The sequence below is a fragment of the Kutzneria buriramensis genome, from assembly GCF_003387475.1.
In the GTDB taxonomy this organism is placed as follows: Bacteria; Actinomycetota; Actinomycetes; order Mycobacteriales; family Pseudonocardiaceae; genus Kutzneria; species Kutzneria buriramensis.
In genome coordinates, this window is the sequence record NZ_QUNO01000017.1 from 269998 (window position 1) to 296627 (window position 26630).

Annotated in this window: 24 protein-coding genes and 1 rRNA gene; 9 read left to right on the forward strand and 16 right to left on the reverse strand. The window is 70.3% G+C overall.

Annotated elements, in window-relative coordinates; translation table 11 throughout:
* Positions 1–45 precede the first annotated feature (45 nt).
* A complete protein-coding gene (locus BCF44_RS40940) occupies positions 46–3012 on the reverse strand; it encodes a UPF0182 family protein (protein ID WP_116179875.1) in 2967 nt (988 codons plus the stop codon).
* A 155-nt stretch (positions 3013–3167) separates the two neighbouring features.
* Here BCF44_RS40940 and BCF44_RS40945 point away from each other — a divergent pair, with 155 nt between their 5' ends.
* A complete protein-coding gene (locus BCF44_RS40945) occupies positions 3168–3719 on the forward strand; it encodes a PPA1309 family protein (RefSeq protein WP_116179876.1) in 552 nt (183 codons plus the stop codon).
* Between the two features lie 69 nt (positions 3720–3788).
* Here BCF44_RS40945 and BCF44_RS40950 read toward each other — a convergent pair whose 3' ends face one another.
* Positions 3789–4883, reverse strand: coding sequence for a YlbL family protein (locus tag BCF44_RS40950; protein WP_246016097.1), 1095 nt, complete (start codon positions 4881–4883; stop codon positions 3789–3791).
* Between the two features lie 277 nt (positions 4884–5160).
* Between BCF44_RS40950 and BCF44_RS40955 the strand changes: the two genes are divergently transcribed.
* A complete protein-coding gene (locus tag BCF44_RS40955; RefSeq protein WP_116179878.1) occupies positions 5161–6507 on the forward strand; it encodes a zinc-dependent metalloprotease in 1347 nt (448 codons plus the stop codon).
* Positions 6508–6667: 160 nt separating this feature from the next.
* Here BCF44_RS40955 and BCF44_RS58110 read toward each other — a convergent pair whose 3' ends face one another.
* Complete coding sequence (locus BCF44_RS58110) at positions 6668–7198, reverse strand: M48 metallopeptidase family protein (RefSeq protein WP_116179879.1); 531 nt, start codon at positions 7196–7198, stop codon at positions 6668–6670.
* A gap of 327 nt (positions 7199–7525) precedes the next feature.
* Here BCF44_RS58110 and BCF44_RS40965 point away from each other — a divergent pair, with 327 nt between their 5' ends.
* The 3 genes from BCF44_RS40965 to BCF44_RS40975 all read left to right on the forward strand — a co-directional run bounded on the left by BCF44_RS40965 (position 7526) and on the right by BCF44_RS40975 (position 11065).
* Complete coding sequence (locus BCF44_RS40965) at positions 7526–8614, forward strand: TOMM precursor leader peptide-binding protein (protein WP_147328827.1); 1089 nt, start codon at positions 7526–7528, stop codon at positions 8612–8614.
* A 63-nt stretch (positions 8615–8677) separates the two neighbouring features.
* Positions 8678–9988: an ABC1 kinase family protein gene (locus tag BCF44_RS40970; protein WP_116179881.1), complete on the forward strand. Its 1311-nt coding sequence runs from the start codon at positions 8678–8680 to the stop codon at positions 9986–9988.
* Positions 9989–10108: 120 nt separating this feature from the next.
* Positions 10109–11065: a hypothetical protein gene (locus BCF44_RS40975; RefSeq protein WP_246016098.1), complete on the forward strand. Its 957-nt coding sequence runs from the start codon at positions 10109–10111 to the stop codon at positions 11063–11065.
* A 44-nt stretch (positions 11066–11109) separates the two neighbouring features.
* Here the strand turns inward: BCF44_RS40975 and BCF44_RS54930 are convergent, their stop codons facing one another.
* The 5 genes from BCF44_RS54930 to BCF44_RS41000 all read right to left on the reverse strand — a co-directional run bounded on the left by BCF44_RS54930 (position 11110) and on the right by BCF44_RS41000 (position 15280).
* The gene (locus BCF44_RS54930) at positions 11110–11295 is read right to left on the reverse strand and encodes a hypothetical protein (protein WP_147328828.1); all 186 of its coding nucleotides are present in this window, start codon (positions 11293–11295) and stop codon (positions 11110–11112) included.
* Between the two features lie 744 nt (positions 11296–12039).
* Positions 12040–12273 carry a hypothetical protein gene (locus BCF44_RS40985; RefSeq protein WP_116179883.1) on the reverse strand — a complete coding sequence of 78 codons (234 nt, stop codon included), beginning with the start codon at positions 12271–12273 and terminating at the stop codon, positions 12040–12042.
* Complete coding sequence (locus BCF44_RS40990; protein ID WP_116179884.1) at positions 12270–12653, reverse strand: WhiB family transcriptional regulator; 384 nt, start codon at positions 12651–12653, stop codon at positions 12270–12272. Before BCF44_RS40990 ends, BCF44_RS40985 begins: the two co-directional genes overlap by 4 nt.
* A gap of 169 nt (positions 12654–12822) precedes the next feature.
* Complete coding sequence (locus BCF44_RS40995; protein ID WP_116179885.1) at positions 12823–13044, reverse strand: hypothetical protein; 222 nt, start codon at positions 13042–13044, stop codon at positions 12823–12825.
* A 145-nt stretch (positions 13045–13189) separates the two neighbouring features.
* Positions 13190–15280 (reverse strand): ATP-dependent DNA helicase UvrD2, encoded by a 2091-nt coding sequence (locus BCF44_RS41000; protein ID WP_116179886.1) that lies wholly within the window; start codon positions 15278–15280, stop codon positions 13190–13192.
* Positions 15281–15361: 81 nt separating this feature from the next.
* Here BCF44_RS41000 and BCF44_RS41005 point away from each other — a divergent pair, with 81 nt between their 5' ends.
* On the forward strand, positions 15362–16093 hold the full coding sequence (locus BCF44_RS41005; protein ID WP_116179887.1) for a DUF4191 domain-containing protein: 732 nt from the start codon (positions 15362–15364) through the stop codon (positions 16091–16093).
* Positions 16094–16166: 73 nt separating this feature from the next.
* On the opposite strand, the gene BCF44_RS41010 is transcribed toward BCF44_RS41005, so the two are convergent.
* Complete coding sequence (locus BCF44_RS41010; RefSeq protein WP_116179888.1) at positions 16167–16643, reverse strand: RDD family protein; 477 nt, start codon at positions 16641–16643, stop codon at positions 16167–16169.
* 184 nt (positions 16644–16827) lie between these two features.
* Between BCF44_RS41010 and glnA the strand changes: the two genes are divergently transcribed.
* The 3 genes from glnA to BCF44_RS41025 all read left to right on the forward strand — a co-directional run bounded on the left by glnA (position 16828) and on the right by BCF44_RS41025 (position 18996).
* A complete protein-coding gene (glnA, locus tag BCF44_RS41015; RefSeq protein ID WP_116179889.1) occupies positions 16828–18252 on the forward strand; it encodes a type I glutamate--ammonia ligase in 1425 nt (474 codons plus the stop codon).
* A gap of 166 nt (positions 18253–18418) precedes the next feature.
* The gene (locus BCF44_RS41020; RefSeq protein WP_116179890.1) at positions 18419–18730 is read left to right on the forward strand and encodes an Imm32 family immunity protein; all 312 of its coding nucleotides are present in this window, start codon (positions 18419–18421) and stop codon (positions 18728–18730) included.
* Positions 18731–18768: 38 nt separating this feature from the next.
* Positions 18769–18996, forward strand: coding sequence for a hypothetical protein (locus tag BCF44_RS41025; RefSeq protein WP_116179891.1), 228 nt, complete (start codon positions 18769–18771; stop codon positions 18994–18996).
* Positions 18997–19040: 44 nt separating this feature from the next.
* On the opposite strand, the gene BCF44_RS41030 is transcribed toward BCF44_RS41025, so the two are convergent.
* The 7 genes from BCF44_RS41030 to rrf all read right to left on the reverse strand — a co-directional run.
* On the reverse strand, positions 19041–19973 hold the full coding sequence (locus BCF44_RS41030) for an NADP-dependent oxidoreductase (RefSeq protein WP_116179892.1): 933 nt from the start codon (positions 19971–19973) through the stop codon (positions 19041–19043).
* Positions 19974–20004: 31 nt separating this feature from the next.
* Positions 20005–22947: a bifunctional [glutamine synthetase] adenylyltransferase/[glutamine synthetase]-adenylyl-L-tyrosine phosphorylase gene (locus tag BCF44_RS41035; protein ID WP_116179893.1), complete on the reverse strand. Its 2943-nt coding sequence runs from the start codon at positions 22945–22947 to the stop codon at positions 20005–20007.
* A 58-nt stretch (positions 22948–23005) separates the two neighbouring features.
* On the reverse strand, positions 23006–23230 hold the full coding sequence (locus BCF44_RS41040) for a hypothetical protein (RefSeq protein ID WP_116179894.1): 225 nt from the start codon (positions 23228–23230) through the stop codon (positions 23006–23008).
* The gene (locus BCF44_RS41045; protein ID WP_116179895.1) at positions 23227–24357 is read right to left on the reverse strand and encodes an inorganic phosphate transporter; all 1131 of its coding nucleotides are present in this window, start codon (positions 24355–24357) and stop codon (positions 23227–23229) included. The genes BCF44_RS41040 and BCF44_RS41045 overlap by 4 nt, the downstream gene beginning before the upstream one ends.
* A 110-nt stretch (positions 24358–24467) precedes the next feature.
* Positions 24468–25220 carry a type 1 glutamine amidotransferase gene (locus BCF44_RS41050; protein ID WP_116179896.1) on the reverse strand — a complete coding sequence of 251 codons (753 nt, stop codon included), beginning with the start codon at positions 25218–25220 and terminating at the stop codon, positions 24468–24470.
* A gap of 358 nt (positions 25221–25578) precedes the next feature.
* Positions 25579–26436 carry a GNAT family N-acetyltransferase gene (locus BCF44_RS41055; RefSeq protein ID WP_116179897.1) on the reverse strand — a complete coding sequence of 286 codons (858 nt, stop codon included), beginning with the start codon at positions 26434–26436 and terminating at the stop codon, positions 25579–25581.
* Between the two features lie 107 nt (positions 26437–26543).
* A 5S ribosomal RNA gene (gene rrf / locus BCF44_RS41060) occupies positions 26544–26630 on the reverse strand; the annotation flags it as partial.

Consider the following 26630-nt stretch of genomic DNA (forward strand, 5'->3'; position numbering starts at 1 on the left):
TGGTTGCCACCTGATGCAAATCAGGTGTCGCTCATGTGTCGGAGGTCATCGTCCGCCGGTGGTTGTGGTGGGTGTGCCGGTCTGGCTCTGGGCGGCGGCGAACTCCTTGGTGGCGTCGTCGAGGGCCTTGTAGGCGTTGCCGAGGGCTTGGAAGTCGCCGCTGGCTTGGGCGTTCTTGATCGCCTGGATGGCCGCGTTGATGTCGTTGACGGCCTTGGTGAGGTTGGGGCTGGCGCCCGGCCCGCCGCTGCCGGTGGTGCTGGTGGGCGGGGTGCTGGTGCTGGTGGTTCCGCCGCCTCCGCCGTTGCCGCCGCCGGTGGCGGGGGTGGCGCCGCTGAGTGCTTGGTTGAGGGCGTCGGTGAAGCTGTTGCCGAAGCCGACGCCGCCGTTGTAGCTGACGAGCACTCGGGACAGCTGTGGGTAGGACGTGTTGGAGTTGCTGCTCTGTTCGACGTAGACGGGTTCGACGTAGAGCAGGCCGCCACCGACGGGCAGGGTCAGCAGGTTGCCGTACTTGATGTTGGTGGTCTGCTGCCGGAACAGGTTGAGCGCGTTGCCGTTGGTGGTGATGAACTGGGTCTGCATCAGCTTGGGACCGGGTGTCTGGGTGTCGGTCGGCAGCTTGAGCACGGTTATCTTGCCGTAGTTGGGTCCTGGGTCCGATGCGACGGACACGTAGGCGGACATGAAGTCACGGCCGAGGAACACGAGCGGGCTGGTGAGCTGGAAACTCGCGTTGGCGCCGGGGCTGGCCGGGTTGCTGGACATCACGTAGTACGGCGGCTGCGGCGAGGTCTGCGCCTGGATGGCCTGCACGTTGGTGGGGTTGTCGACCGCGGTGGGGTCGCTGGGCACGCTCCAGAACCCGACGCTGGAGAAGAAGTTCTGCGGGTTGGTGACGTGGTACTTGGCGAGCAGCCCGCGCTGCACCTTGAACAGGTCTTCCGGGTAGCGGAAGTGGGCCCGCAGGGAGTCGCTGATGGCGCTGCTGGGCAGCACGGTGCCGGGGTAGATCGCTTCCCACGCCTTGAGCACGGGGTCGGTGTCGTCGACGGAGTAGAGCTTCACCTGTCCGGTGTAGGCGTCCACTGTGGCCTTGACGGAGTTGCGGATGTAGCCGACGCCCTGGTTCTGCTGGCGGGCCGCGCCGTTGCTGTTGAGCGAGTCGGCGGTGGCGTCGCCGAGCTGGGTCTGCTGCGAGTACGGATAGTTGGTGAGCGTGGTGTACCCGTCGATGATCCATTCGATGTTGCCGTCGACGACGGCCGGGTACGGGTCGCTGTCCAGGGTGAGCCAGGGGGCCACGTTCTTCACGCGGTCCGCCGGGTCCCGGTAGTACATGATCTTCGAGTTGTCGGTGATGGCCGAGTTGAACAGGATGTTCCGCTCGCCGTAGTACGCCGCGAACACGAGCCGGTTGAACCAGTTGCCGATGGAGACGCCGCCGCTGCCCTGGTAGGTGTACTTGGTGGAGTCGGTGTCGTATTCCTGGCCCTGGCTGGGGCTCTGCCCGGACGGCGCGCCGACGATGGCGTAGTCGTTGGCGTCGCCCTGGAGTTCGCCGTAGTAGATGCGGGGCTGCTCGACGTTGATGGCGCCCTCGCTGACCTTGCCGTCGGAGTTGAGCTCGCTGACGGTGAAGTCGGGGTAGCCGGTCGGCGTGACGTTGCTGGCCTTGGCCGCGACGAAGCCGTTGCCGTGCGTATAGACGAGGTGCTCGTTGATCCAGTTCTTCTGGCTGTCCGCGAGCCCGTTGGTGTTCATCTCGCGGGCGGCGACGATGTAGTCGCTGGTGACGCCGTTGACCTTGTAGCGGTCGATGTCGAGCTTCTGCGGGAAGTCGTAGAAGTTGCGGCCCTGGCGGAACTGCTTGAACGTCGGGTAGAGCACGCTGGGGTCGAGCAGCCGGGCGTTGGACACGGTCGGCACGTCCGACTTGATCTGGTCGGAGGTCGCGGTCGGGGTGTTGCTGTAGTCCTTGTAGCTGACCTTGTCGTCGCCGAGGCCGAACGCGTCCTTGGTGGCCGCGATGTTGTACGAGATCGGCACCGATTCCTTCTCGTTCGCGTTGGGCGCGACGGAGAACTGCTGGAGCACCGCCGGCCAGGCGACGCCGATCAGCAGCGCGGACAGCACCAGCAGCGCGGTGGCGATGGCCGGCAGCTGGAGGTTGCGCAGGAACGCGCCGGCGAAGAAGGCGAGCGCGCAGAACACCGCGATGCACAGCAGGATCAGTTTGGCCGGCATGACGGCGTTGAGCGCGGTGTAGGTGGCGCCGAACGCCTGCGGGTTGCTCTGCGCGGTCAGCAGGTCGTACCGGTCGAAGAAGTAGGCGACGGCCTTGAGCAGCACGAAGACGCCGGCGATCACGGAGAGCTGGACTCGGGCCGGGCCGGAGAGCTGGCCGCCGCGGCCGGCGAGCCGGATCGCGCCGAACAGGTAGTGGGTGATCAGCGCGCCGAAGAAGGACAGCGCGGTCGCGACGAACAGCCAGTTCAGCACCCACTCGTAGAAGGGCAGCGTGAACACGAAGAAGCCGATGTCGATGTTGAAGATCGGGTCGGTCTTGCCGAAGCTGGTGCCGTGCAGGAAGAGCTGGGCCTCCTGCCAGTCGTTCATCGCGGTGACCGCGCACAGGAAGCCGATCACCAGCGGGATGCCCAGCCCGAACAGCTTGAGCCGGCGGCTGACGACCATGCGGTAGCGGGAGACCGGGTCGTCGGGCCCGGACAGCGGCACGAACACCGGCCGGGTGCGGTAGGCGACGAGCAGGTTGGCCCAGACCAGGCCGCCGAGGACGACGCCGACGACGAGGAACAGCACGAGCTTGGTGAGCAGCGTCGTGGAGAACACGGACCGGAAGCCGACCTCGCCGAACCAGAGCCAGTCGATGTACGTCGACAGCACCCGGGAGCTGAGGATCAGCCCGATCAGGACGATCACCCCGACGATGATCAGGATGCGGCTGCGTCGGGACAACGTGGGTAGTCCGACGGGAGGCCGGTTTGCCACGGGGCACGCTCCTACGGTTGCGGTCGGCGTAACGCGGACGCGACCCTGCCGGGCCCCGCCACCTGTGACAACTCTACGGACGGTGTCCTGAGTTCCACGGGCGGGACACCCGCGTGGGCGGGCGGTCGCCGGAAGTGTCGGGGCCGGATGGGACGATGGGGGGCGTGCCTTCTGTTGACGACACCGACGAGACCCGGCCGACGCTGCTGCCCGCGCTGGCCCGCGAGGTCGAGGAGTTCGTCTCGGCCGCCGGCTGGGACCAGGCGCCGCAGCTGTTCGCGCTGGTCCCGACGGCCGAGCTGATCGCCCAGCAGCCGGAGCTGCGGATGCAGCTGGATCCGGCGGCCGCGCTCACGCCGATCGCGCAGGAGGAGCTGCCCGGCGAGGACCTGGGCGACGCGCTGGCCAGCATCGTGTGGCCGGAGGCCGTGACCGGCTGCGCCGTCGCGCAGGAGATCGTCGTGCTGCCGCCCGACGCCGAGGCGGAGATCGACTCGGTCGCCGGCGACTCGAACGTGCTGCACCGGGTGGCCGCCGAGCACCCGCAGCGCCGGGAGGCCCGGCTGGTGGCCGCCGTGCTGCGGGACGGCACCGCGGCCTGCGTGCTGCGGCTGCGCGGCGACCAGACCCGCCCGGACGAGATCGTCGAGCACCCCGAGCTGGCCCCCAACCTCACCGGCGCCCTGCTCCAGACCCTCCGGCCCTGACCGCGACTGCCACGAAGGCCGCATTCGTCCCGTCCCGCGGGATGAATGCGGCCTTCGTGGCATCCGGGTTCAGCAGCCGGTGGTGGGCTTGCCTGCCTTGAGCGCCTGGAGCGAGCTGACGGCGTCGGACAGCGTGCCGACCTTGATCAGCTTCAGGCCGTCCGGCGCGTGCTCCTTGGCCTCGGTGCAGTTGTCGGACGGCACGAGGAACGCCGTGGCGCCGGCCTCCTTGGCGGCGATCATCTTGAACGGGATGCCGCCGATCGGCTTGACGTTGCCCTGGTCGTCGATCTCGCCGGTGCCGGCGATGACGCCGCCGTTGTCCAGGTTGTCCGGCGTCAGCTTGTCGATGATGCTCAGCGCGAAGATCAGGCCGGCGGACGGGCCGCCGACGTCGGCGAGGCTGATCTTGACCTGGAAGTTCACGTCCGGCCGGTCGATCGGGCCGATGCCCATGAAGCCCCAGGCCCGGTCGTCGCTGTGCCCGAGGGTGATGGTCGCGGTCTGCTCGGCGGCGTTGTTGCGCTGGAAGGTGACCGGCACCGCCTGCCCGGGCTTGGTGTTCTTGAGCGCGTCCTGCACCTGCTGCGAGGTGGTCACCTTGGCGCCGTTCACGGCCAGCAGCCGGTCGCCCGCGTTGAGCACGCCGGTCACCGGGCTGCCCTTGGTGATCGAGCCGACCAGCACCTTCATCGGGTAGCCGAGGTAGCGCAGCGCCGCGACCTGGGCGTTGGACTGCGAGTCGGTGAACTGCTGCACGTTCTCCTTCTGCACGTCCTGCTGCGACTCGCCGGGCTTGAAGTACTCCTCGCGCGGCGCCAGCGAGTAGCGGCCCGACGCCCACAGCCCCAGCGCGCCGAACAGCGTGACGCTGTCGGTCAGCGACACCGTCGTCATGCGCAGCTGCCCCTTGGTGGGGAACGTGTTCTGGCCCTGCACGGAGATCACCGTGGTGCCGTCCACGCTGCCGAGGGTGTTGAAGGTCGGGCCGGGGCCGATCGCCACGTACGGGATCGACACCACCCCACCGAGCAGTCCGATGGCCGCGACGAGCACGAAGCTCCACACCAGAGTCCAGGTCCGGCGGCCGGGGCCGCCGCGGCGCGGGCGTGGGAGCTGCGGCTCAGCGGTGTCCTGATCGGGCCGCTCAGTTTGCTGACTCACGACCCGACAGGGTACGGGCTCGCCTGTGAGAGGCTTGTAGGTGTGGTTGTGGCCGTGTCCATGCCGCCCGTTCCGGGCGGGGCTCGGCCGCTCGTGACCGGTGCCTTCCCTGACCGGATTTCGACCGCTCGCGTCGGCTCGGGCGGTGGGTGCGTCGGGTGGCGAGCGATCAAAATCCGGCGACGGTCCAGGCACCGGCGCGGCCTCGCACACCGGGTGGTTCGGCGTTCGCCCAGCGCGCAGAGTCTGGCCCCGGGCGGCCGCGTACCGTGGAGACATGACCGATCTGCCGTTCGGGTTCAATCCGTCACCGAACCCTGACGACCGCGGCGAGGGCTCCTCCGGCGGCGGCAACACACCGCCCGGGGGCATGCCGCCCGGGGGCGTCCCCTTCGACATGGGCCAGCTCGGCCAGATGCTCAGTCAGCTGGGTCAGATGCTCAGCCAGGCGCAGTCATCGGGCGGTGGGCCGGTCAACTACGAGCTGGCCAAGCAGATCGCGCTCCAGCAGCTGGCCCAGTCCGGCGGCGCCGCCGGCGCCGACCAGTCCAAGGCCGTCGCGGACGCCGTGCACCTCGCCGAGATGTGGCTCGACCCGGTGACGTCGCTGCCGGCCGGCACCCGCGTCAGCAAGGCGTGGTCGGCCACCGACTGGGTGAACGAGACGCTGTCGACCTGGCAGCGGCTGTTCGACCCGGTGGCCCAGCGGGTGTCCGGCGCCTGGGTGGACGCGCTGCCCGAGGAGGCCAAGGCCGCGGCCGGCCCGATGCTGGCGATGGTCGGCCAGATGGGTGGCATGGCGTTCGGTTCCCAGCTCGGCAACGCCCTGGCGCAGCTCGCCGCCGAAGTCCTCACCTCGACCGAGGTCGGGCTGCCGCTCGGCCCGGAGGGCACTGCCGCGCTGCTGCCGGCCAACATCGAGAAGTTCACCGGCGGCCTGGAGCGGCCGGCCAGCGAGGTCCTCGTGTTCCTGGCCGCCCGCGAGGCCGCGCACCAGCGGTTGTTCGCGCACGTGCCGTGGCTGCGGCAGCGGCTGATGGCCACCGTCGAGGAGTTCGCCCGGGGCATCAAGGTCGACACCGGCGCGCTGGAGCAGCTGGCCACCCAGGTCGACCCGAGCAACCCGGCGAGCATCGAGGAGGCCATGAAGTCCGGCCTGCTCGAGCCGCAGACGACGCCCGAGCAGAAGGCCGCGCTGACCCGGTTGGAGACGCTGTTGGCCCTGGTCGAGGGCTGGGTCGACGTGGTCGTCGCCGACGCCGTCGGCGAGCGGCTGCCGGGCGCCGAGGCGCTGCGCGAGACGCTCCGCCGCCGCCGGGCCAGCGGCGGACCGGCCGAGCAGACCTTCGCCACCCTCGTCGGCCTGGAGCTGCGGCCCCGTCGGCTGCGGGCCGCGGCGGCGCTGTGGCGGCTGGTCGGCGACCAGCACGGCATCGAGCGCCGGGACGGCATCTGGGCGCACCCGGACCTCGTGCCCACCGCCGAGGACCTCGACGACCCGATGGAGTTCGCGGAGCGCCTGGGCGGCGGCGCCGAGCTGGGCGACGATCCGATCGCGGAGCTGGAGCGCACCGAGCGCGAGGAGAAGGAACGCGGCGAGGGCGGCTCCCCGCAGGAGAGCTGACCCCGCAAGAACGGACTGCAAGCGATGGCCCGGCCTCGTGCCGGGCCATCGCCATGTCCCGACCGGTGGGGCCGGCGGAGCCAGTCGGCTCGGCACCGAATGCGTGATGCCTGGCCGCTGGCGCCGCGAATGCGGCATTCGTGTCACCTGAACGCCGCCCTCAGTCCTCCTCGGTGATGCCCCAGCCCGCCGCCGCCGACAGGCCCTCCAGGTAGCCGACCGCCCGGTCGGTCCGGGGATAGTCGCGCACCAGCTTCCAGAAGTTGGGCCCGTGTCCGGGCACCAACAGGTGCGTCAACTCGTGCACCAGCACGTAGTCGAGCACCCAGGACGGCACCTCACGCAGCCGCTCGCTCACCCTGATCGTGCCGTCGGCCGGAGTGCAGGACGCCCATCGCGTCCGCATCGGCGGCACCCATCGCACGCTCTTGGGCGTCGCCCGGTTACCCAGATGTCGCGCCGAGAGTTCGGCGCACCGCGTCAGCAACGCCTCGTCCGACGTTCGTGCCGGCGACCTGCGGCGGGTCTCGCTCCGCTGTAGACGCGCCAGCATCTCAGCCACCCAGTGCTCCTCCTCGGCCCTGGTCATCTGGGCCGGGAGCAGCACGATGACCGTGTCACCCTCCCGATATGCCGTCACCGTGCGACGACGTCGCCGGCTGCGGCGAACCTCCACCTGTGGATCAGCCACGCGTTCACGGTAAGGCCATGCACTGACAATTCGACCCGACTCGTGGCGGTCCGCACTGCGACCCGCCCTCGGATCCCTCTCCGGGGTGGTCGGGAGGTACCGACCCGGCACCCCGGGTTTCCGCAGCTGGACAGGGCTGTTCGGGCCACCGCCCGGACACTCGGAACGACCTCGGGCGGGCGTGTCAAGTGCGGTAAGCGAGCGGCGAACGCGATAAATAGTCCGATTCCGACGCCCTGTCAATCGACCGATCGTGAACTGTGGACTGCCCACCCGGCCGGTGGACAACCGTTTGTCGGCCATCGGCGTCCCTGCGAGCCTGCGGCTATGGACGAGACACCGGAACAACCCGCCCCCGAGCTGCCCAGACGGCCCCGGGTGCTGCCCGGGCTGGCGGTGCTGCGGCGCACCGAGCACGAGGTGCAGATCGGCATCGACCCCCGCCACGGCGTGCTGATCGACGGCATCAGCGAGGACCTGATCGCGCTGCTGCCGGCCCTGGACGGCCAGGCGACCGTGCCGGAGCTGCTGGACCGCTTCGGCACGGACGAGCGGGCCCGGCGGGCGGCGACGGCCATGCTGACGTCGCTGGCCGACGCTGGCCTGCTCGATGACGCCTCGCCGGCCGATGGCGGTGCCGCCGCACACACGCCGGCCCGCCTGTCGGCGGACGCGACGGCATGGGCGCTGCGGACCGGCAACCCCCGACGCCGGCTCGCGGCCGGCCGGCGGCAGGCCGCCGTCGTGGTCCGCGGCGAGGGACGGCTCGGCGTCGCCATCGCCTGCCTCCTGGCGGCCGCCGGCGTCGGCTGGGTCGACTTCGGCGCGGTCGGCAAGGTACGGGCCGAGGACACCGGCACCGGATACCTCGACACCGATGTCGACATGCCACGTCAGGAGGCGGGCGTGGCCGCCATCCACCGGTCGGTCTGCGACGCGAGGACCGGCCCGCTGCCGCCCGCCCGCAAACCCGACCTCGCCGTGCTCACCGACCTGGTGGTGCCGTCGCCGAGCATGATCGCTCCACTGCACGCCGAGGGCGTGCCGTACATGCTGGTCCGGATGCGGGACGGCACCGGCGTGGTCGGCCCGTTGATCGTTCCGGGCCGGACGAGCTGCCCGCACTGCATGGATCTCCAGCGCGCCGACCTGGACCCGGCCTGGCCGGCGTTGGCGCTCCAGCTCGCGGGCCGGCTGCAACCCGCCGAACTGGCCGCCACGCACGCGGCCGCCGGCCTCGCGGTGGCGCAGGCGCTGCAGACGCTGGACTGGTGGCTGACCGGCGAGGGCGTGCCGGCGCTGTGGAACACCAGCGTGGAGATCGACCCGGTGGCCGCCACCATGACCAACCGACCGTGGGATCCGCACCCCGACTGCCGCTGCGGCGCGGCGCGGGCGGAGGAGGCTAGCGTGTAGGACGACAGCCGGGGTGGACGAGATCACTCACGCCCACCCCCAGCTCAAGGGGAGAATCACTGGGTGAGCGAGATCCCGCGCAACGCCGTCCAGCGGACCGCCAAGCTGGCCAGCCTGCCGATCGGCGTCGCCGGTCGGGTCGTCGGCGGCTGGGGCAAGCGGCTGATCGGCCAGAGCGCCGAGGAGGTCAGCTCGCAGCTGAACGCCAAGACGGCCGAGCAGCTGTTCGCCGTGCTCGGGCAGCTCAAGGGCGGCGCGATGAAGTTCGGCCAGGCGCTGAGCGTGTTCGAGGCGGCGGTGCCCGACGAGCTGGCCGCGCCGTACCGGGACGCGCTGACCAAGCTCCAGGCCGCCGCGCCGCCGCTGGAGGCGCGCAGCGTGCACCGGGTGCTCGCCGAGCAGCTCGGCGCCTCGTGGAGCAAGCGGTTCCAGGAGTTCGACGACGCGCCGGCGGCCGCCGCGAGCATCGGCCAGGTGCACCGGGCGATCTGGCACGACGGCCGCGAGGTCGCGGTCAAGGTGCAGTACCCGGGAGCCGACGAGGCGCTGTTGTCCGACCTCAAGCAGCTCCAGCGGTTCAGCCGGCTGTTCCAGGCGCTGGTGCCCGGCGCCGAGATCAAGCCGCTGCTGGCCGAGCTGCGTGAACGCATGGTCGAGGAGCTGGACTACCGGACCGAGGCCGCCAACCAGCGCACCTTCGCCAAGGCCTTCGACGGCGACGGACACGTCTTCGTGCCGAAGGTGGTGGCCAGCGCGCCGATGGTGATCATCTCCGAGTGGGTGACCGGCCGGCCGCTGGCGTCGATCATCCGCGAGGGTGACCAGGAGACCCGCGACCACGCCGGCACCCTGCTGTCGGAGTTCCACTTCTCGTCGCCGGCCAAGACCGGCCTGCTGCACGCCGACCCGCATCCCGGCAACTTCATGCTGCTGCCGGACGGCCGGCTGTGCGTGATCGACTTCGGCGCGGCGGCCCGGCTGCCCGACGGCCTGCCCCCGACGCTGGGGCTGATGACGCGGCTGTCGCTGGACCACCGCTCCGAGGAGCTGCTGGACCTGCTGCGCAAGGAGCATTTCGTGCGGCCGGACAGCGAGGTCGCGCCGGACGACGTCGTCGGGTACCTGAAGCCGTTCGTCGAGCCGCTGCGGACCGAGCGCTTCAAGTTCACCCGGAAGTGGCTGCAAGCGCAGGCGGAGCGCATCGGCGACCTGCGCGGGCAGGACTTCCGCACCGGGCGTTCGCTGAACCTGCCGCCGCAGTACCTGCTCATCCACCGGGTGACGATGGGTGCGACCGGCATCCTGTGCCAGCTCGGCGCCGAGGTGCCGGCGCGCGCGATCGTCTCCCAGTGGCAGCCGGGCTTCGCCGACTGACCAGCGCGTTACCCGAGTTGTCCACAGGCCGACCGCCGAAACTGGGGACAACGCGGCCAGTTGTCCACAGATACAGAACCGGTATTCCGCCGCGCCCTGCGAGGTCCGACCATCGAGGGCGTGACCGCAACCACGCCGCCCAACCTGGCCTCGCTCGCGCGCACCGTGCCCGACGGCGTGGTCCGCGTCGCGGACCTGCGCGCGAACGGCGTCTCCGGCTCCGCCATCATCGCCCGGTGCCGGCCCAACGGGCCCTGGCAGCGGCTGCTGCCGGGCGTGGTGTTGATGTCCGGCTCGGCACCCAGCCGCCGGCAGCGCCTCCGTGCCGCGCTGGCCTACGCCGGTGCGGGCGCGGTGATCACCGGTCTGGACGCCGCCAACCTCGATCACGACTTCGGGATTCGGGTCGGTGAGGAGGTGCACGTGCTGGTGCCCGCGTCCAAGCGCACCACCACCAACGGCTACGTGCTCATCGAGCGCACCACGCGGATGCCCGCCCTGGTCGAACGGGACGGTCTGCTGTTCGCATCGGTCCCTCGGGCCGTAGTGGACGCCGCCCGCCGCGAACGGGACGCCATGCGCCTTCGGGCGCTGCTGTCCGGGCCCGTGCGTTGCGGCGCGTGCAGCGTGTCCGACCTTCGCGTCGAGCTCGACGCCGGCAGCCAGCGCGGCTCCGCTGCCCCTCGGGCCGCCCTGCGTGCCGTCCCCGACGGCGTCGTCTCCCTGACCGAAGGCCTCGCGCGCCGGGTCGCGCGGAGCACCACCCTGCCCTTGCCGCGCTGGAACGTGCCCATCCGCGATGTCACCGGTGCCCTGCTCGGTGTCGTCGACGCGTGGTGGGACGACGTCGCCCTCGCGTGGGAGGTCGGCACTCAGCAGTTCCGGCACGGCACCGACTCCACCCGCCACGCCCGCCTCGCCGCCGCCGGCGTGATCACCCTTCGCACGTCACCGGAACGCCTCCGGGACGATCCCGGCGTCGTTCGCAAGGACCTCATCCAGGCCTTCCGCCGCGCCGCCAACCGCGTCCGCCCACCCGTGCACGCCCTGTCCGAGCACTGCCCCGCCACCCACTGACCGCGGCTCACACCCCGGCAACCAGGAAGTTGCACCTATCGGGATCACCAGTACTCGGCCGGCAGCTTCCCCTCGATGTCGCGGACATGCGCGCGGGCGCAGCCGGGGCACAGCCAACGCTGCCCGCCCCGCTCCCGCTCGGACACCCACGTCAGCGCCTCGGCAGGCGCCGCGGCCAGATCGCGGCGGCGGCCGCAGATCGAACAGCTCACCAGTTCGTTGTCTGCCACGCCGACGACGCTAGGACAGTTCCTGCCATCGCGGGCGAGCAGTTGCAGGTCCGTGCGGACGTACCCCTGGCTCAACGCCGACGACCCGCGAGACTCCGCCACTACGAGTCCATGCGAACACCGCCAAACGCTCGACGCCGCCGCCCGGCAGGCAACGCCGCTGTGGGTCCGTACGGACGCATCCCCTCGGCTCACCCCACGAACCTCGAGGTAACACCACTGCCGGCCCACGCGGACGCAGCCTGGCCGCTCGACACGCTCGACCCACACGGCAAAGCACCGCAGGTCTGCGCGGAGGTAGCCCACTGGTTCGACACCGCCGAACCACAAAGCAACAGCGCCACGAGTCCATCCGGACGCAGCCCGCTGCCTCGACACCTTCAAACCACATGGCAACAGCACTGCCGGCCTGGGCAGCCGCAGCCCGTCGGCTCGACACCATGAACCCACGAGGCAACACCACTACGGACCAGACGGAAGCAGCCCGCTACTTCGACACCGCCGAACCGCATGGCGACAACACTGCCGGCCCACGCAGGCACAGTCCGTCGGCTCGACACCGCCGAACCGCAAGGCATACCACTACGGACCAGACGGAAGCAGCCCGTTGGCTCGACACCGTCGAGCCAACGGGCAACGTCACTGCGGGTCCGTGTGGGGCGCAGCCCTTTAGGGCGACGCGCGTCCGGCCGGCGCACCACCCCGAGGGGCGGTACGCCGGCCGAACCGGATCTTGTTGTCGTGTCAGGCGGTGTGGCGGGCCGCGGCCCGCTCCGCACGCCTGGCGGCCCAACCGGCGACCTTGCGCCACCGCGCGGTGGCGCTCAGCCGGCGGGCCAAGCGTTGCTCCTCCGCTACCAGGCGTACTTCATGCAATCGGATCCGTGCGAGTTCTTGGTCGAGCAACATGACCGAGGTCCCCTCAGGTTTGTAGTCCGAAATCATCGGGATGTCTGCGGTGTATCGAACGGTGTTCACGCGGCTGCCTCCTGGTTTCCTGTGGTCCCGGCGCCCGCCTCGGCGAGGCGGTCGCTCTTGCGCGGGCGGCCACGGGGCCGCTTGCGCGGGATCACCGCGCCACGCTCGAAGATCTCGCCACCCCACACGCCCCACGGCTCACGCCGGGCCAGCGCAGCGGCAAGGCACTCCGTCCGCACGGGGCAGGAGGTGCACAGGGACTTCGCCTGCTCCAGCTCGGCGGGAGCGTCGGCGAACCAGAGGTCCGGGTTGTTGGCCCGGCAGGGCAGGTCGAGCCCGGCACCAGGTGCGGTGTCGAGCAGCTCCGCGACACCGGCGCCCGTGGGCGCGGCGAAGTCGGGCAGCACTGTTCCGTCTATCGGAACGGTGGCGGTGAACATGGTGGACTTCCTCCCGGATTCGGTGGTGCTCATGCAGGTGTTGGCGGTGGTGCTGTCGTACGTCGGGGCGTGCATGTCCCTGCCGTTCGAGTTGTGCCGAAAAAACACGAAGGCCGCGGTCCCGTTCCCGGGTCCGCGGCCTTCGTGAGCCGTAGTCCTGACACTGCTGTCAGGTACTTCGCTCCTGCGCGGACCAGAGAAGAACGTGCTTGCGGACCTTCACGAACGCCGGCTGACCATTGGTCAGGGCGCGCTCGACCGAGCCGGCCGTCCACGGCCGCGGCTGATCGACGGAAACGAGAGAACTGGTGCTTCCCTTGCCGCACATGGCAGGGGCCCCGGCGAGCGGATAGGCCGGTGCGACCAGGATGTTGATGCCGTTGCTGCCCATGCCGTCCGCCTCCCAACCAGGGTCTCGTCGTGGTGTGTGGTCTCGTCTTTGTTCGGGCGTCTCGCGCCCTGCCTATGCAGGCTATTGCCCCTGCGCAGGGGCGTGCAACCGGTTTTTAAAAAGTTCCGCCGAAACTTCTCACGGATCAGGTTTGCCGTGCACCCGCGTCCCCCTGGACCAGGGCGAGCACGTCGGCGCCGTACTTGTCGAGCTTACTCGGGCCGATGCCGGAGATCGCCACCAACCCGCTGGTGTCCAGCGGGCGCTGCTCGGCGATGGCGGTCAGCGTGGTGTCGGTGAACACCACGTACGGAGGAACCCTCAGCTGCCCGGCCTTGGCCTTGCGCCACTCCCGCAGCCGCTCGAGCAGCTCTTCGTCCACATCAGACGGACAGTCGGGGCACCGCCCCAACTTGATCGCGGGCGTGCTGACCAGCACGTCCCCGCACACGCGGCACTCGACCCGGATCGAGCGCCGCGCCGGCGCGGCCTCCCGCTGGGCGCCGCCGACCGGCCGCGCGGCCGGGTGATCCTCCGGCAACAGCCCGTACAGGAAGCGGCTGCGTCGGCGGGTCCGGCGGCCGCCGGCGTTGCGCGACAGCGCCCACGACAGCCACAGATGTTCACGTGCCCGGGTGACGCCGACGTAGAGCAGCCTGCGCTCCTCCTCGATCGCCGCATCGTCCGAGTCGGCGTGCTGGATCGGCATGGTGCCCTCGGTCAGTCCGATCAGGAACACCGCGTCCCACTCCAGGCCCTTCGCCGCGTGCAGAGACGCCAGCGTGACGCCCTCCACCGTCGGCGGGTGCTGCGCCTCGGCCCGCATCTCCAGCTCGGCGACGAACCGCGCCAGGTCCGCGCCCGGCACCACCGTGTCGAGCTCCTCCGCCAGCTCGACCAGTGCCAGCAGCGACTCCCAACGCTCCCGCTGGGCGCCACCAGTCGGCGGTTCCAGCGACAAGCCGTGCGGCTTGAGCACCTCGCGGACCACCTGCGGCAGCTCCGACTCGGGTGCGCCGGTGACGGCCGCGCGCAGCGACACCATCGCCTGCCGGATCTCCGGCCGCGCGAAGAACCGCTCGCCGCCTCGCACCTGGTACGGGATCTCGGCCTCGGCCAGCGCCTGCTCGTACACCTCGGACTGGGCGTTGACCCGGTACAGGATCGCGATCTCGCTCGCCGGCACGCCGTTGCGCAACAGCGCCCCGATCCGGTCCGCGACGGCCTGCGCCTCGCTCGGCTCGTCGTCGAACTCCGAGAACTTCGGCTCGGGCCCCGGCGGCCGGTGCCCGACCAGCCGCAGCCGCGACCCCGCCGGCCGGTCCCGCGCCGCCCCGATCACCCGGTTGGCCAGCGACACCACCTCGGGCGTCGACCGGTAGTCACGCTCCAGCCGCACCACCACCGCCTCCGGGAACCGCCGCGGGAAGTCCAGCAGCGGCCGCGGCGAGGCGCCGGCGAACGAATAGATGGTCTGGTTGGCGTCGCCGACCACGGTCAGGTCGTCCCGGCCGCCGAGCCAGGCGTCGAGCACCCGCTGCTGGAGCGGCGTCACGTCCTGGTACTCGTCGACCACGAAGCACCGGTAGCGGTCGCGGAACTCGGTCGCGACGTCCGGGTGCTCCTCCAGGATCGCGGCGGTGTGCAGCAGCAGGTCGTCGAAGTCGAGCATCCGCGCCCGGGTCTTGAGCTGCTCGTACCCCTGGTAGACCCGGCTGACCTGGTCGGCCGGCAGCGGGACGTCACGCTGCGTCCTCGACGCCGCCGCCGGGTAGTCGTCCGGCGCCACCAGCGACGCCTTCGCCCACTCGATCTCGCCGGCCAGGTCTCGCAGCGACTCCGCGCTGGTCGGCGCGCCGATCCGGTTGGCCGCCTGGCCGACCAGCCGCAGCTTGCCGTCGAGCAGCTCCCACGGGGCGTCGCCGATGACCCGCGGCCAGAAGTAGCGCAGCTGACGCAGCGCCGCGGCGTGGAAGGTGACCGCCTGCGCGCCGCCCACGCCGAGGGACCGCAGTCGGGTGCGCATCTCGCCGGCGGCCCGCTTGGTGAAGGTGACCGCGAGCACCTGCCCGGGCGCGACGTGCCCCCGGTCCACGAGGTACGCGATGCGCCTAGTGATCGTCCTAGTCTTTCCGGTGCCCGCGCCGGCCAGCACGCACACCGGCCCCCTGGGAGCGGTGACCGCCCCGAGCTGGTCCGGATCCAGGTCTTCGAGGAGTCGACCTTCGGCGTCCATGGCCTGCATCCTCGCAGAGCCCACCGACAGAAAAACGGAGCAGGGCGGAACGCGCCCGCCCACCGGCCTTATCCTGGACACATGGCTGGTAAGCAGGACGACAAGGCGGCCGCCAAGGAGGCGGCGCGGGCCAAGCGCGCGGAGTCGCGGGCGCGGCGCAGTCAGATCTTCGAGGCGTTCAAGATGCAACGCCGCGAGGACAAGGCCCTGGTGCCGCTCATGCTCGCGGTGCTGGTGGGCGTCACCGCCGTCGCGTTCCTGATCGGCCTCGCGTTCGACATGCAGTGGCTGTTCATCGGCCCCGGCGTCGTGCTGGGCGCGCTGGGCGCCGTGCTGCTGTTCGGCCGGCGCGTGTCGGCGAACGTGTACAAGAAGGCGGACGGCCAGCCCGGCGCGGCCGGCTGGGCCCTGGACAACCTGCGCGGCAACTGGCGCGTGACCCAGGCCGTGGCCGGCACCACGCAGCTGGACGCCGTGCACCGCGTGCTCGGGCTGCCCGGCGTCGTGCTGGTCGCCGAGGGCGCCCCGCACCGCGTCAAGACGCTGCTCGCGCAGGAGAAGAAGCGGCTGTCACGAGTCGTCGGCAGCACGCCGATCTACGACATCGTCATCGGCAACGGCGAGGGCGAGGTGCCGCTGCGCAAGCTTCAGCAGCACATGATGAAGCTGCCTCGCAACATCTCGCGCGCCGAGGTGGACAAGCTGGAGAAGGGCATGGCGGCGCTGGCCACGCGCGGCGCCGCGCTGCCCAAGGGCCCGCTTCCCCAGGGCGCCAAGATGCGCAACGTGCAGCGGACCCTGCGTCGCCGCTGACCCCAGCCGAAACGAAAGCGGCCTTGGTGGCGTCGAACGCCACCAAGGCCGCTTTCACTCTGTTCGGGGACGGTCAGCGCATCCGGACGACGATGGTGCCGACCAGGCGATCATGCAGGCCCCGGTAGTCCCGGTCCCAGACGACGGCCGGGATGATGATCGCGACCAGCGCCGTCCGCAGCAGCGCGCGCGGCACACCGACCATGGCCGAGCCGTCGATCCGCGCGACCCGGACACCCATCGCGAACATGCCGGGAGTGAAGCCGAAGAACGAGACCGCGATCACGCCGATCAGGTACCAGGTCAGCAGGCTCCAGTTGCGCGGCAGGTCAGGCATCGTGAACAGGCCCGTGATCAGGGCAGCCAGGACGCAGTCGATGAGCATCGCCACCGCGCGCCGCGCCGTCGACGGGATCGAGCCGACGCCGGATTCCGGCAGCCCGAGCCGCTCACCCCGCCACCGCTGCTGCGTCCCGCCGCCCACGGAGCCGCCGGCCGGCTCCTCCGCCGCGCGGGGTCCGGACAACCACGAACCGGTCCACCTGTTCACCCCTCCAGGGTAAGGCCGTCGTCACAGCAAGGAGGCGAGGAGGTCGGCCACTACCCTGTTCGCGGTCTCGTTAACACCCGCGAAACACCCGGGTGACTGACGGGCAACACCATCCGCCTAGTTTCGTCACGAAAACAGCCGGCGACGTGCCGGGACGGGCTACGAGCCGAAGGAGCCAACGAGGGTGTTCACCAATCCCGACGAGGTCCTGCGCTTCATCTCCGACGAGGAAGTGAAGTTCGTCGACGTCAGGTTCAGCGACCTGCCAGGCATCATGCAGCACTTCACCGTGCCGGCGGCGTCGTTCGACGCCGATGCCATCGCCGAGGGGCTGGCCTTCGACGGTTCGTCGGTTCGCGGGTTCCAGCAGATCCACGAGTCGGACATGCTGCTGCTGCCCGACCTGGCGACCGCGCGGATCGACCCGTTCCGCATCGAGAAGACCCTCATCGTCAACTTCTTCGTGCACGACCCGCTGACCCGCGAGCCCTACAGCCGCGACCCGCGCAACATCGCGCGCAAGGCCGAGCTGTTCATCGCCGAGAACGGCGTCGCCGACCAGGCCTTCTTCGGCGCCGAGGCGGAGTTCTACCTGTTCGACTCGGTGCGCTTCGACAGCGCCGAGAACGCCTCCTTCCACGAGATCGACTCCATCGCGGGCTGGTGGAACACCGGCGCCGACGAGGAGGGTGGCAACAAGGGCTACAAGGTCAAGTACAAGGGCGGCTACTTCCCGGTCTCGCCGACCGACCACTTCGCCGACCTGCGCGACAAGATCACGCTGAACCTGATCGACTCCGGCTTCACCGTGGAGCGGGCCCACCACGAGGTCGGCACCGCCGGCCAGGCCGAGATCAACTACAAGTTCAACTCGCTGCTGCACGCCGCGGACGACCTCCAGCTGTTCAAGTACATCGTCAAGAACACGGCGTGGCAGGCCGGCAAGACCGCGACCTTCATGCCCAAGCCGCTGTTCGGTGACAACGGCTCCGGCATGCACACCCACCAGTCGCTGTGGAAGGACGGCTCGCCGCTGTTCTACGACGAGTCCGGCTACGGCGGCCTGTCCGACACCGCGCGCCACTACATCGGCGGCCTGCTGCACCACGCGCCGAGCCTGCTGGCCTTCACCAACCCGACGGTGAACTCCTACCACCGCCTGGTGCCCGGCTTCGAGGCCCCGGTCAACCTGGTGTACTCGCAGCGCAACCGCTCCGCGTGCATCCGGATCCCGATCACCGGCAACAACCCGAAGGCCAAGCGCGTCGAGTTCCGCTGCCCCGACTCGTCCGGCAACCCGTACCTGGCCTTCGCCTCGATGCTGATGGCCGGCCTGGACGGCATCAAGAACAAGATCGAGCCGCCGGCCCCGGTCGACAAGGACCTCTACGAGCTGCCCCCGGAGGAGGCCAAGGAGGTCGCGCAGGTGCCGGGCTCGCTGGGCGAGGTGCTGGACAACCTCGAGCGCGACCACGACTTCCTGCTCGAGGGCGGCGTGTTCACGCCGGACGTGATCGAGACCTGGATCGCGCTCAAGCGTGAGAACGAGATCGACCCGCTGCGGCTGCGTCCGCACCCGTACGAGTTCGCGCTGTACTACGACGTGTGATCGACGGCGGGTTCGTCCCGCCGGGTCTTGACGTCGCGCAGAGGCCGGGTCCGTGTCCACGGGCCCGGCCTTTCGCGTGCCACACAACGGAAGTGACACACGGACGTAACAAAACGGCCGGGTGGGTCGGGTTGGATGAACACCAGGTGATGCTGGAGGTGGCGAGATGGCCGAACCCGTTCCCGCACAGTCCGATCGAGGGACGTCCACCCGTGAGGTCGTCGTCGCCGTTCCCGTCTACGACGCGGTCCGCGGCCTCAACCGGGCCTGGCCCGCGAATTACCGGCTCAGCTTCGACGTCACCGCCCACGGCGAGGTGGTGATCCGGGGCGACAAGGCCGGTCTGCGCGGCCTGGCGACGCAGCTGCTGGCGCTGGCCCAGGAGGACGTGCCGCAGCGCTACCACCACCGGATCGACGACTTCATGCTCGAGGTCGACCGGGGCTCGTTACCAGTGCGGATCGAGCAGGCAGGCTGACGACGGAGGCTCCGGGGCGACCCTCTAGTGTCACGCTCGTGGCCGACAACGACACCAATCTCCTGTCCTCTCACTTCTTCGACTCCGCCGCCGAGGCGACGGAGGCGGTGCGCGCCGCGGACCTGCTCGGTCTGGGTGTCGCGCTGTCCAACCGGCTCGTCCCGGACACCGACTCCGAAGACGGCTCGTTCGTCGAGGAGTGGGTGGTCGACGTCTTCGCCAGCATTCCCGAGGCGGAGGCTGACGCCGAGGCCGAGGTGGCCTGAGGCGTCGAGGTGGGGCGTGCCGGCACGCCCCACCCCAGCACGTCTCACGGCACCGAGATCACGACCTTGCCGCGCACGTGGCCGCCCTCGACCAGGCGCTGCGCGTCCGCCGCCTCGGCGAGCGGGAACACCTTCTCGATCACCACCGTGATGTCACCCGATGCGGTGAGATTCGCGAGCCAGCCGAGCTGCTCGCTGTTCGGCTTCACGAAGACGTACTTGCCGCCCGTCTCGCGGACGCGGTCCTCGATGATCGACCCGATCCGGGTGGGATCGCGCACCAGCTTCGGTGACACGCTCAGCGCCTCGCCGCCGATCAGGTCCACCACCGCGTCGACCTTGCCGTCGCCGCCCAGCAGGGCGGCCACCCGGTCCTCCAGGCCCTCGCCGTAGGTCACCGGCTCCGCGCCCAGCGAGCGCAGGAAGTCGTGATTGCGCTCCGACGCCGTGCCCAGCACCTTCGTCGCGCCGAGCACATGTGCGATCTGCACAGCGAGGTGACCGACGCCGCCGGCCGCGGCATGCACCAGCACCGTGTCGCCCTCGCCGACGCCGATCTTCTTCAGCAGTTGCAAGGCCGTCAGGCCGGCCAGCGGCAGCGCCGCCGCCTGCTCGAACGTGATCCCGGCCGGCTTGTGCGCCAGCCCCCGCTCCGGCGCCGCGACCAGTTCCGCGTACGTGCCGTTCTGCACGTGGTCCTTGCGCAGGTAGCCGAGCACCTCGTCACCGGGCTGGTAGCCGTCCGCCGCCGGTCCGGCCTTCACGACGACACCCGCCGCGTCCCAGCCCTGGATGAGCGGGAAGTGGTGCGGCAGGGCGCCTTGGATGTAGCCCTCACGGATCTTGTAGTCCACCGGGTTCACGCTGGCCGCCTTCACGGCCACCAGCACCTGGTCGGGGCCGACCAGCGGGTCCGGTAGCTCCTGGAGCGACAGCACGCCGGCGTCGCCGAACGCGTTCTGCGCGATTGCCTTCACCTGGACTCATCCTCCGGTAGCCGAATAGGGATCACTGCGGGTCGTAGAAGATCCGTTCCACCACACTGCGCGCGCGGCGCGTGGTTCGCCGGTAATCGTCGAGGAATTCGCCCGGATCGGTGCCCTGCGGGTAGCCCAGCGCCGCCGCGACGGAGGCCAGCTCACGGCCGGAGGTCGGCACCTGGTCGGTCGGCTTTCCGCGCACCAGCGTCACCGCATTGCGGGCACGCGTCGCCATCAGCCAGGCCGCCGTCAAGGCCTCCGCGTCGGCCTCGCTGATGAACCCCAGCCCCGCCGCCAGCGCCAGGCCGTCGATGGTTGACGTGGTGCGCAGCTCCGGCCGGTCGCCCGCGTGCTGGAGCTGGAGCAGCTGGATCGTCCACTCGATGTCGGCGAGCCCGCCCCGACCCAGCTTCGTGTGCGTGGTCGGATCGGCGCCCCGCGGCAACCGCTCGGCGTCGACCCGGGCCTTGATCCGGCGGACCTCACGCACCATCGCCGGCTTGAGCCCGCCCGCCGGGTACCGGACGGGGTCGACCATCTCGCAGAACCGCCGGCCAAGATCCTCGTCGCCGGCGACCGCACTGGCCCGCAGGAGTGCCTGCGCCTCCCAGACCTCCGACCATTGCGCGTAGTACGCGCGGTACGAATCCAGCGTCCGCGCCAACGGGCCGTTTCGACCTTCCGGACGGAGGTCGGCGTCGACCTGAAGCGGCGGATCCTGACTCGGAGCCGCGAGCAGACGTCGGACCGCTTCCGCGATCCCGGACGTGTACTGGACCGCCTCGGCGTCGGTCGCCCCGTTTCGCGGCTCGCACACGAACAGCACGTCGGCGTCCGACCCGTACCCGAGCTCGCGGCCGCCGAGCCGGCCCATGCCGATCACGGCGATGGTCGCCGGCGGCTCGGTTCCGTCGGAGGACCGCAACGCGACGTCGAGAGCCGACTGCAACACCGCCAGCCACACACCCGACAGCGCCGCGCACACTTCCTCGACCTTGATCAGGCCCAGCAGGTCGGCACAGGCGACGCGGAGCAGCTCGTGCCGGCGCAGCGACCGTGCCGCCGCAACCGCCTGCGTGAGGTCGGCGTGCCGGCCGACGGCGCTGCGCAGCGATACGGCGACCTCTGCCGGGTTGCGGTGGGCGAGCGAGGCCGTGTCGGACAGCAGACGCAGCACCTCCGGCGCACGCACCAGCAGGTCCGGCACCAGCTTCGACGTGCTCAGCACGACGGCCAGCCGCTCGACGACCGCGCCCTCGTCCCGTAGCAACCGCAGGTACCAGGGCGTGTCCGCCAGCGCCTCGGACACCCGCCGATACGCCAGCAGCCCACCGTCCGGATCCGGCGTGTTCGCCAGCAGGTCGAGCAGCACCGGCAGCAACGTCATCTGGATCGCCGCGCGCCGCGAGACCCCGGACGTCAACGCCTCGATGTGCTTGAGGGCGCCGTCCGGCGCCGTGTACCCGAGCGCGGCGAGCCGGGCCGTCGCTTCCCTGGTCGTCAGCCGCATCGCCTCGGTCGGCACCCGCGCGACGGCCTCCAGCAGCGGCCGGTAGAACAGCTTCTCGTGCAGGCGGCGCACCCGGTTGCCGTGCCGCCGGAACTCCGCGAGCAACACGTCCGCCGCCGCCCGCCGGCCGTCCGGATACAGCCCCGCCGCCCGCGCCAACCAACGCAGACCGGCGCGATCCTCGTCGGCCGGGAACGTGTGCGTCCGGCGCAGCCGCTGCAACTGGAGCCGGTGCTCCAACGTCCGCAGGAAGCGATACGACTCCGCCAAACCGGCGGCGTCGGCCCGACCGACGTAGCCACCCGAGCCGAGCGCCGCCAGGGCCGCCATGGTCGTCGGCGACCGCAGCGCGTCGTCGGAGCGGCCGTGCACGAGTTGCAGCAACTGGACCGCGAACTCCACGTCGCGCAGTCCGCCGCGCCCGAGCTTCAGCTCCCGTTCGGCCAGGCCCTTGGGCACGTGCTCCTCGACCCGCCGCCGCATCGCCTGCACGTCGACGACGAAGTTCTCGCGCCCCGCCGCCGTCCACACCATCGGGGCGAGCGCCTCGACGTACTGCCGGCCGACCTCCTCGTCCCCCGCGACCGGCCGCGCCTTGAGCAGCGCCTGGAACTCCCAGGTGCGCGCCCAACGCTTGTAGTAGGAGATGTGGCCGTCCAACGTCCGGACCAGCGCGCCGGCCTTGCCCTCCGGCCGCAGCGCCGCGTCGACCTCGAAGCACGCCTCGCCCGCGATGCGCATCATCGTGCTCGCCAGCCGGGTCGCCGTCGGCATGTCGTCGTCGTTGTCCGCGACGAACACCACGTCGACGTCGCTGACGTAGTTCAGCTCGCGACCGCCGCACTTGCCCATGGCGATCACCGCCAGCTTCGATGGCTTGCCCAACTGTCTCGCCGCCAACGCGAGCGACGCTCGCAACGCCGCCACGGCCAGATCGGACAGCCGCTCCGCCACCTGCTCGTAGCCGAGCTCGGCGATCTCCGGCTGTACCAGGTGTCCCAGATCGGCCGCCGCGATGTCCAGCAGCAGCCCGCGATACGCCCGACGCAAGTGCCGGACCTCGCCCGCACCCTCCTCGACCGCCCGAAGCAGATGCCCCGTGTAATCGGAGTCGGGCGCGGTATCCGAGGTCAGCCGCCGCCACTCGTCGGGGTTCGCGAAGAGGAAATCCCCCAACGTCGTCGACGAGCCCAGCACCGCGACCAACCGGCCGCGGAACCCGCCGTCGGTGCTCAACGCCTCGGCGAGCGCCGGCCACTGGTCGCCGGCCGCCTCACGCAACCGGTCCAGGCTCTGCAACGCCAGGTCCGGATCGGGGCTGCGCGACAAGGCGCCGAGCACGAGCTCGGCGCCTTCCACCGGACCGCCACGCCACCAGCCGCCGGCGTGCAGGATCTCCTCGGCACGCGGATCGGTGAGCCCGAACCTGGCTGGCGAGGACGTGGACCGTGGATCAGTCATGACGAGCCCAACCGTAGTCCCACCGGCCGTGTCGCCGTCAGCGTCACGCGGGCACGAGTCAACGCGAAATGATCAGGAACAGCCCGTAGAGCACCAAGACGCAACACGCCGCGAAGCACACCACCGCCAGGGCCAGGCCGCCGGCGCCCGTGCCGCCCTGGGCGCGAGCGGCCACCCGCTGCGACACGCCCCTGATGCCCGTGGCGAACAACGCCACAAGCGCGGCGACCGAGACCAGGCCGACGATGAACACCTCACCGAGCGCCGCCCAGTTCACGTTCATGCCGCCACCTTGAGGGGCTCGAGCGACAACTCGTCGTTGACGACACTGTCGGGCGTAACCGGCTTGCGCCGGGACGCGAGGTAGATGCCCGCCGCCACGATGATGCCGACAGCGGCCACGACGATCACGCCGGCGGTGCCGCGACTCGCAATCGAACTGGCGATGGCACCCACCACCGCGGCCGCCGGCAGCGTCAGCACCCACGCCAGGACCATCCGGCCTGCGGTGCTCCATTGCACATTCGAGGCCCGGCGACCGAGCCCGCCGCCCAGGATGCCGCCGGAAACGACGTGCGTGGTCGACAGCGCGAAGCCGAGGTGCGAGGACGTCAGGATGACCGCCGCCGCGCTGGTCTGCGCCGCGAAGCCCTGCGGGCCGTCGATCGTCGTGAGGCCCTTGCCCAGGGTGTGGGTGATGCGCCAACCGCCGAAGTAGGTGCCGAGCGCGATCGCCGTGCCGGCACTGATGATCACCCAGACCGGCGGGCCGGCATTCGACGGCAACGCGCCGGCGGTGATCAGCGTCAGCGTGATCACACCCATCGTCTTCTGCGCGTCGTTCGTGCCGTGCGCGAGCGAGACCAGGCCGGCCGACACGATCTGGCCGATCCGGAATCCCGAGGACACGACCTTGCGGTCCGCGGTGCGGGTCAACCGATAGGTCAGGTAGGTGGCGGCCATCGCGATCAGGCCCGCGATCACCGGCGAGGCGACAGCCGGGATCAATACCTTCTCGATGACCTTGCCGAAGTGCACGGCGCTGGCGCCCGAGGCGATCCAGGTGGCCCCGATCAGGCCGCCGAACAGCGCGTGCGACGAGCTGGAGGGTAGGCCGACCAGCCAGGTCAGGAGGTTCCAGACGATGGCGCCGACGAGTCCGGCGAACACCACCGCGGGTGTGATCTTGAGGTCGTCCACGATGCCGCCCGAGATCGTCTTGGCGACCTCGACGGAGAGGAAGGCACCGACCAGGTTCAGCACCGAGGACATGGCTACGGCGACTCGTGGCCGCAATGCGCCGGTCGCGATCGAGGTGGCCATCGCGTTGGCCGTGTCATGGAAACCGTTGGTGAAATCGAAGGCGAGAGCCGTCAGCACAACAACGGCCACCAGTAGGGGGACGTCCACCAAATTCCTCCGGCGGTGGGCAACTACACGTAGAACGCTACCCCAGAACAGATGGGGCGACCGACGCCCATGTGGGCGGCGTACAGCGACCGTACAGTGACGGTGCGTTATCACACCAGTGGCAAACTCCTGAAACTCCCCGCCACTGGCGCCAGCTCGCCAGCACTGAGTTGGACGAACCGCTGCGCAAACGGTTGCCACACCTCGGCCAGCGTGATGTGCGCCTCCGCCAGAGCGTCCGGCTCGAGCTGGCCAGGTCGCGCCATTGCCGCCTCATCGGGCGCCAGCTCCGCCCACTTCAACACGATTTCCGGCGTCGTCTCGATATGGAATTGGACACCGTATCCGACGGAGCCCACCCTGAATGCCTGATTCGCGTAGCGTGGCGAGGACGCCAGCAGTTCGGCGCCAGGCGGCAACAGAGTGATCTCGTCGTGGTGGAACTGGAGCACATCCGGCGTCAGCGGCAGTTCCGCGAACAGTGGATCGCGCGCCGCGGTGTCCCGCTTGGCCACCAGCAGCACCCCGACCTCGGGGCCCTTGTCGCCGCGTCGCACCTGGCCGCCGGTCGCCGCCGCCAACAGCTGGGCCCCCAGACAGATCGCCAACGTCGGTGTCTTGGTCGCCACTGCCTTCGACAGCAACAGCCGCACATCCGACAGCCACGGGTGCTCACGATCGTCCAGTGCGCCCATCTCGCCGCCGAGGCAGACGACCCCTTGGTAGTCGTCAAGGGCCGGCAGCGGCTCGCGCGCCGGCGCGACGATGTGGATGTCGGCACCAGCCGCCGTAAGCCAATCCGCGAGGCGGCCCGCCGGATCGGAGTCGGAAGGCTGGATGACGAGCAGACGAGGCGGAGTCACACCCCGAGCCTAATCCCGCTGCCGCAGCCGCCAAGACCACCAGCCCATGCATCCACAGCCTCGACAACTCCGGTTCGACGCCGGCAGAGTCCGGCGAGCGCTCGACGCTGCGAAGAACCTGGTGCCCACGCCTGAGACACCAGCCTTCAATCAGCAGCCGGCCGCGCCAGAGTCCACCCGCTCACGGCGACGCGTCCAAGGTCGCGAAGCCTCCCACCGCCGACACCGACTGCGTCGTCCTCGTCGTGCACGCCTGGTAGTGCGCACGACGTTGGGACCAATCGGCGCGTCTCGCCAGCAGGCCTCCGCCAGGCTTCCGCGGCTGGCTACCTGCTGGCTTCCGCCTTCCGCGCTCGACCTAGGCTGGCGCGTCGAAAGCCAGCTCGACGAAGTCGGTGACGGGTCGGAAACCGATCCGTTGGTACACGCCGTTCGACGTGGGGTTGGCGAGATCGGTGTACAGGAGCACCTCGCGGGCGCCAACGGAGCGAGCCCACCTCGCGGCCTCCGCGGTGGCTGCAGCCGCGTAGCCATGGCGCCTGTGCTCCGGTGGTGTGTAGACCGGCCCAATCCGCGAGGCGCCTGCGTTAGGCACCTTCGCCACGGCGCTGCTCACCACAACGCCGTCGACCTCCCACAGCACCGTCGCGCTACCGAGCGAGAATTGCTGGCGCACAGCAGCCTCGGCGTCGGCGCTGTTGGTACCACGGTGTGCCGCAGACTCGTCGGAGAACCCCACCCAGTGCTGGACTGCCACGTCAAGGTCCGCCTCGCCCGCGATCCGTGCTCGTCCTGCCACCTGTGGCGTGATCAGCTCCGCCAGCCGGTACAGCCGCAGGTCGAAGATCGTCTTTACTGTGGTGCCCGTCGCTGAGGCCCACTCACCGCCGAACCTGTCCGCAACATCACGTGGCCCCATCACACTGTCGAGTCCTGGATGTTGTTCAAGCAGCTCCCCAACGAGGAACGGCACATCGTCGACGCCGATCCCACTCAATGCCAGCGGCCAAGGTGGCGTGCGTAACGCCGCCCCGCGCAAGGAACCGGACTCGTCATGCAAGGTGACCAGCACCAGCGGCGCCGCATCGGGCCGCGGTGCGTTGAGCACCGCATGGACAACGCTGAGCACGGTCGTGTGCTTGGCCGGCTCGGCCTCGAACAAGTCGTGCGCCACCGTCCAGAACTCGGCGGCATCGTCGTAGTACCTGGCCTTCATGGCACCAACTGTGCCCAGGCACCAGGCCCCGTCGCGACCGATTTTCGGTCCATAAATAGGGAAAGCCCCCTGCCTGCGAGATCGCAGACAGGGGGCTCCCAAATTTTGTCCGGCGGCGTCCTACTCTCCCACACCCTCACGAGTGCAGTACCATCGGCGCAGGAGGGCTTAGCTTCCGGGTTCGGAATGGGACC

What these genes read in the sequence shown, in the direction of transcription:
- BCF44_RS40990 (WP_116179884.1), bottom strand. Translation starts at nt 12,653, where the DNA reads ATGTTCACCGCCACCGTTCCGATAGACGGAACAGTGCTGCCCGACTTC.
- BCF44_RS41005 (WP_116179887.1), top strand. Translation starts at nt 15,362, where the DNA reads ATGGCTGGTAAGCAGGACGACAAGGCGGCCGCCAAGGAGGCGGCGCGG.
- BCF44_RS41020 (WP_116179890.1), top strand. Translation starts at nt 18,419, where the DNA reads ATGGCCGAACCCGTTCCCGCACAGTCCGATCGAGGGACGTCCACCCGT.
- BCF44_RS41040 (WP_116179894.1), bottom strand. Translation starts at nt 23,230, where the DNA reads ATGAACGTGAACTGGGCGGCGCTCGGTGAGGTGTTCATCGTCGGCCTG.
- BCF44_RS40995 (WP_116179885.1), bottom strand. Translation starts at nt 13,044, where the DNA reads ATGGGCAGCAACGGCATCAACATCCTGGTCGCACCGGCCTATCCGCTC.
- BCF44_RS40965 (WP_147328827.1), top strand. Translation starts at nt 7,526, where the DNA reads ATGGACGAGACACCGGAACAACCCGCCCCCGAGCTGCCCAGACGGCCC.
- BCF44_RS40945 (WP_116179876.1), top strand. Translation starts at nt 3,168, where the DNA reads ATGGGGGGCGTGCCTTCTGTTGACGACACCGACGAGACCCGGCCGACG.
- BCF44_RS40955 (WP_116179878.1), top strand. Translation starts at nt 5,161, where the DNA reads ATGACCGATCTGCCGTTCGGGTTCAATCCGTCACCGAACCCTGACGAC.
- BCF44_RS41055 (WP_116179897.1), bottom strand. Translation starts at nt 26,436, where the DNA reads ATGAAGGCCAGGTACTACGACGATGCCGCCGAGTTCTGGACGGTGGCG.
- BCF44_RS41035 (WP_116179893.1), bottom strand. Translation starts at nt 22,947, where the DNA reads ATGACTGATCCACGGTCCACGTCCTCGCCAGCCAGGTTCGGGCTCACC.
- BCF44_RS41000 (WP_116179886.1), bottom strand. Translation starts at nt 15,280, where the DNA reads ATGGACGCCGAAGGTCGACTCCTCGAAGACCTGGATCCGGACCAGCTC.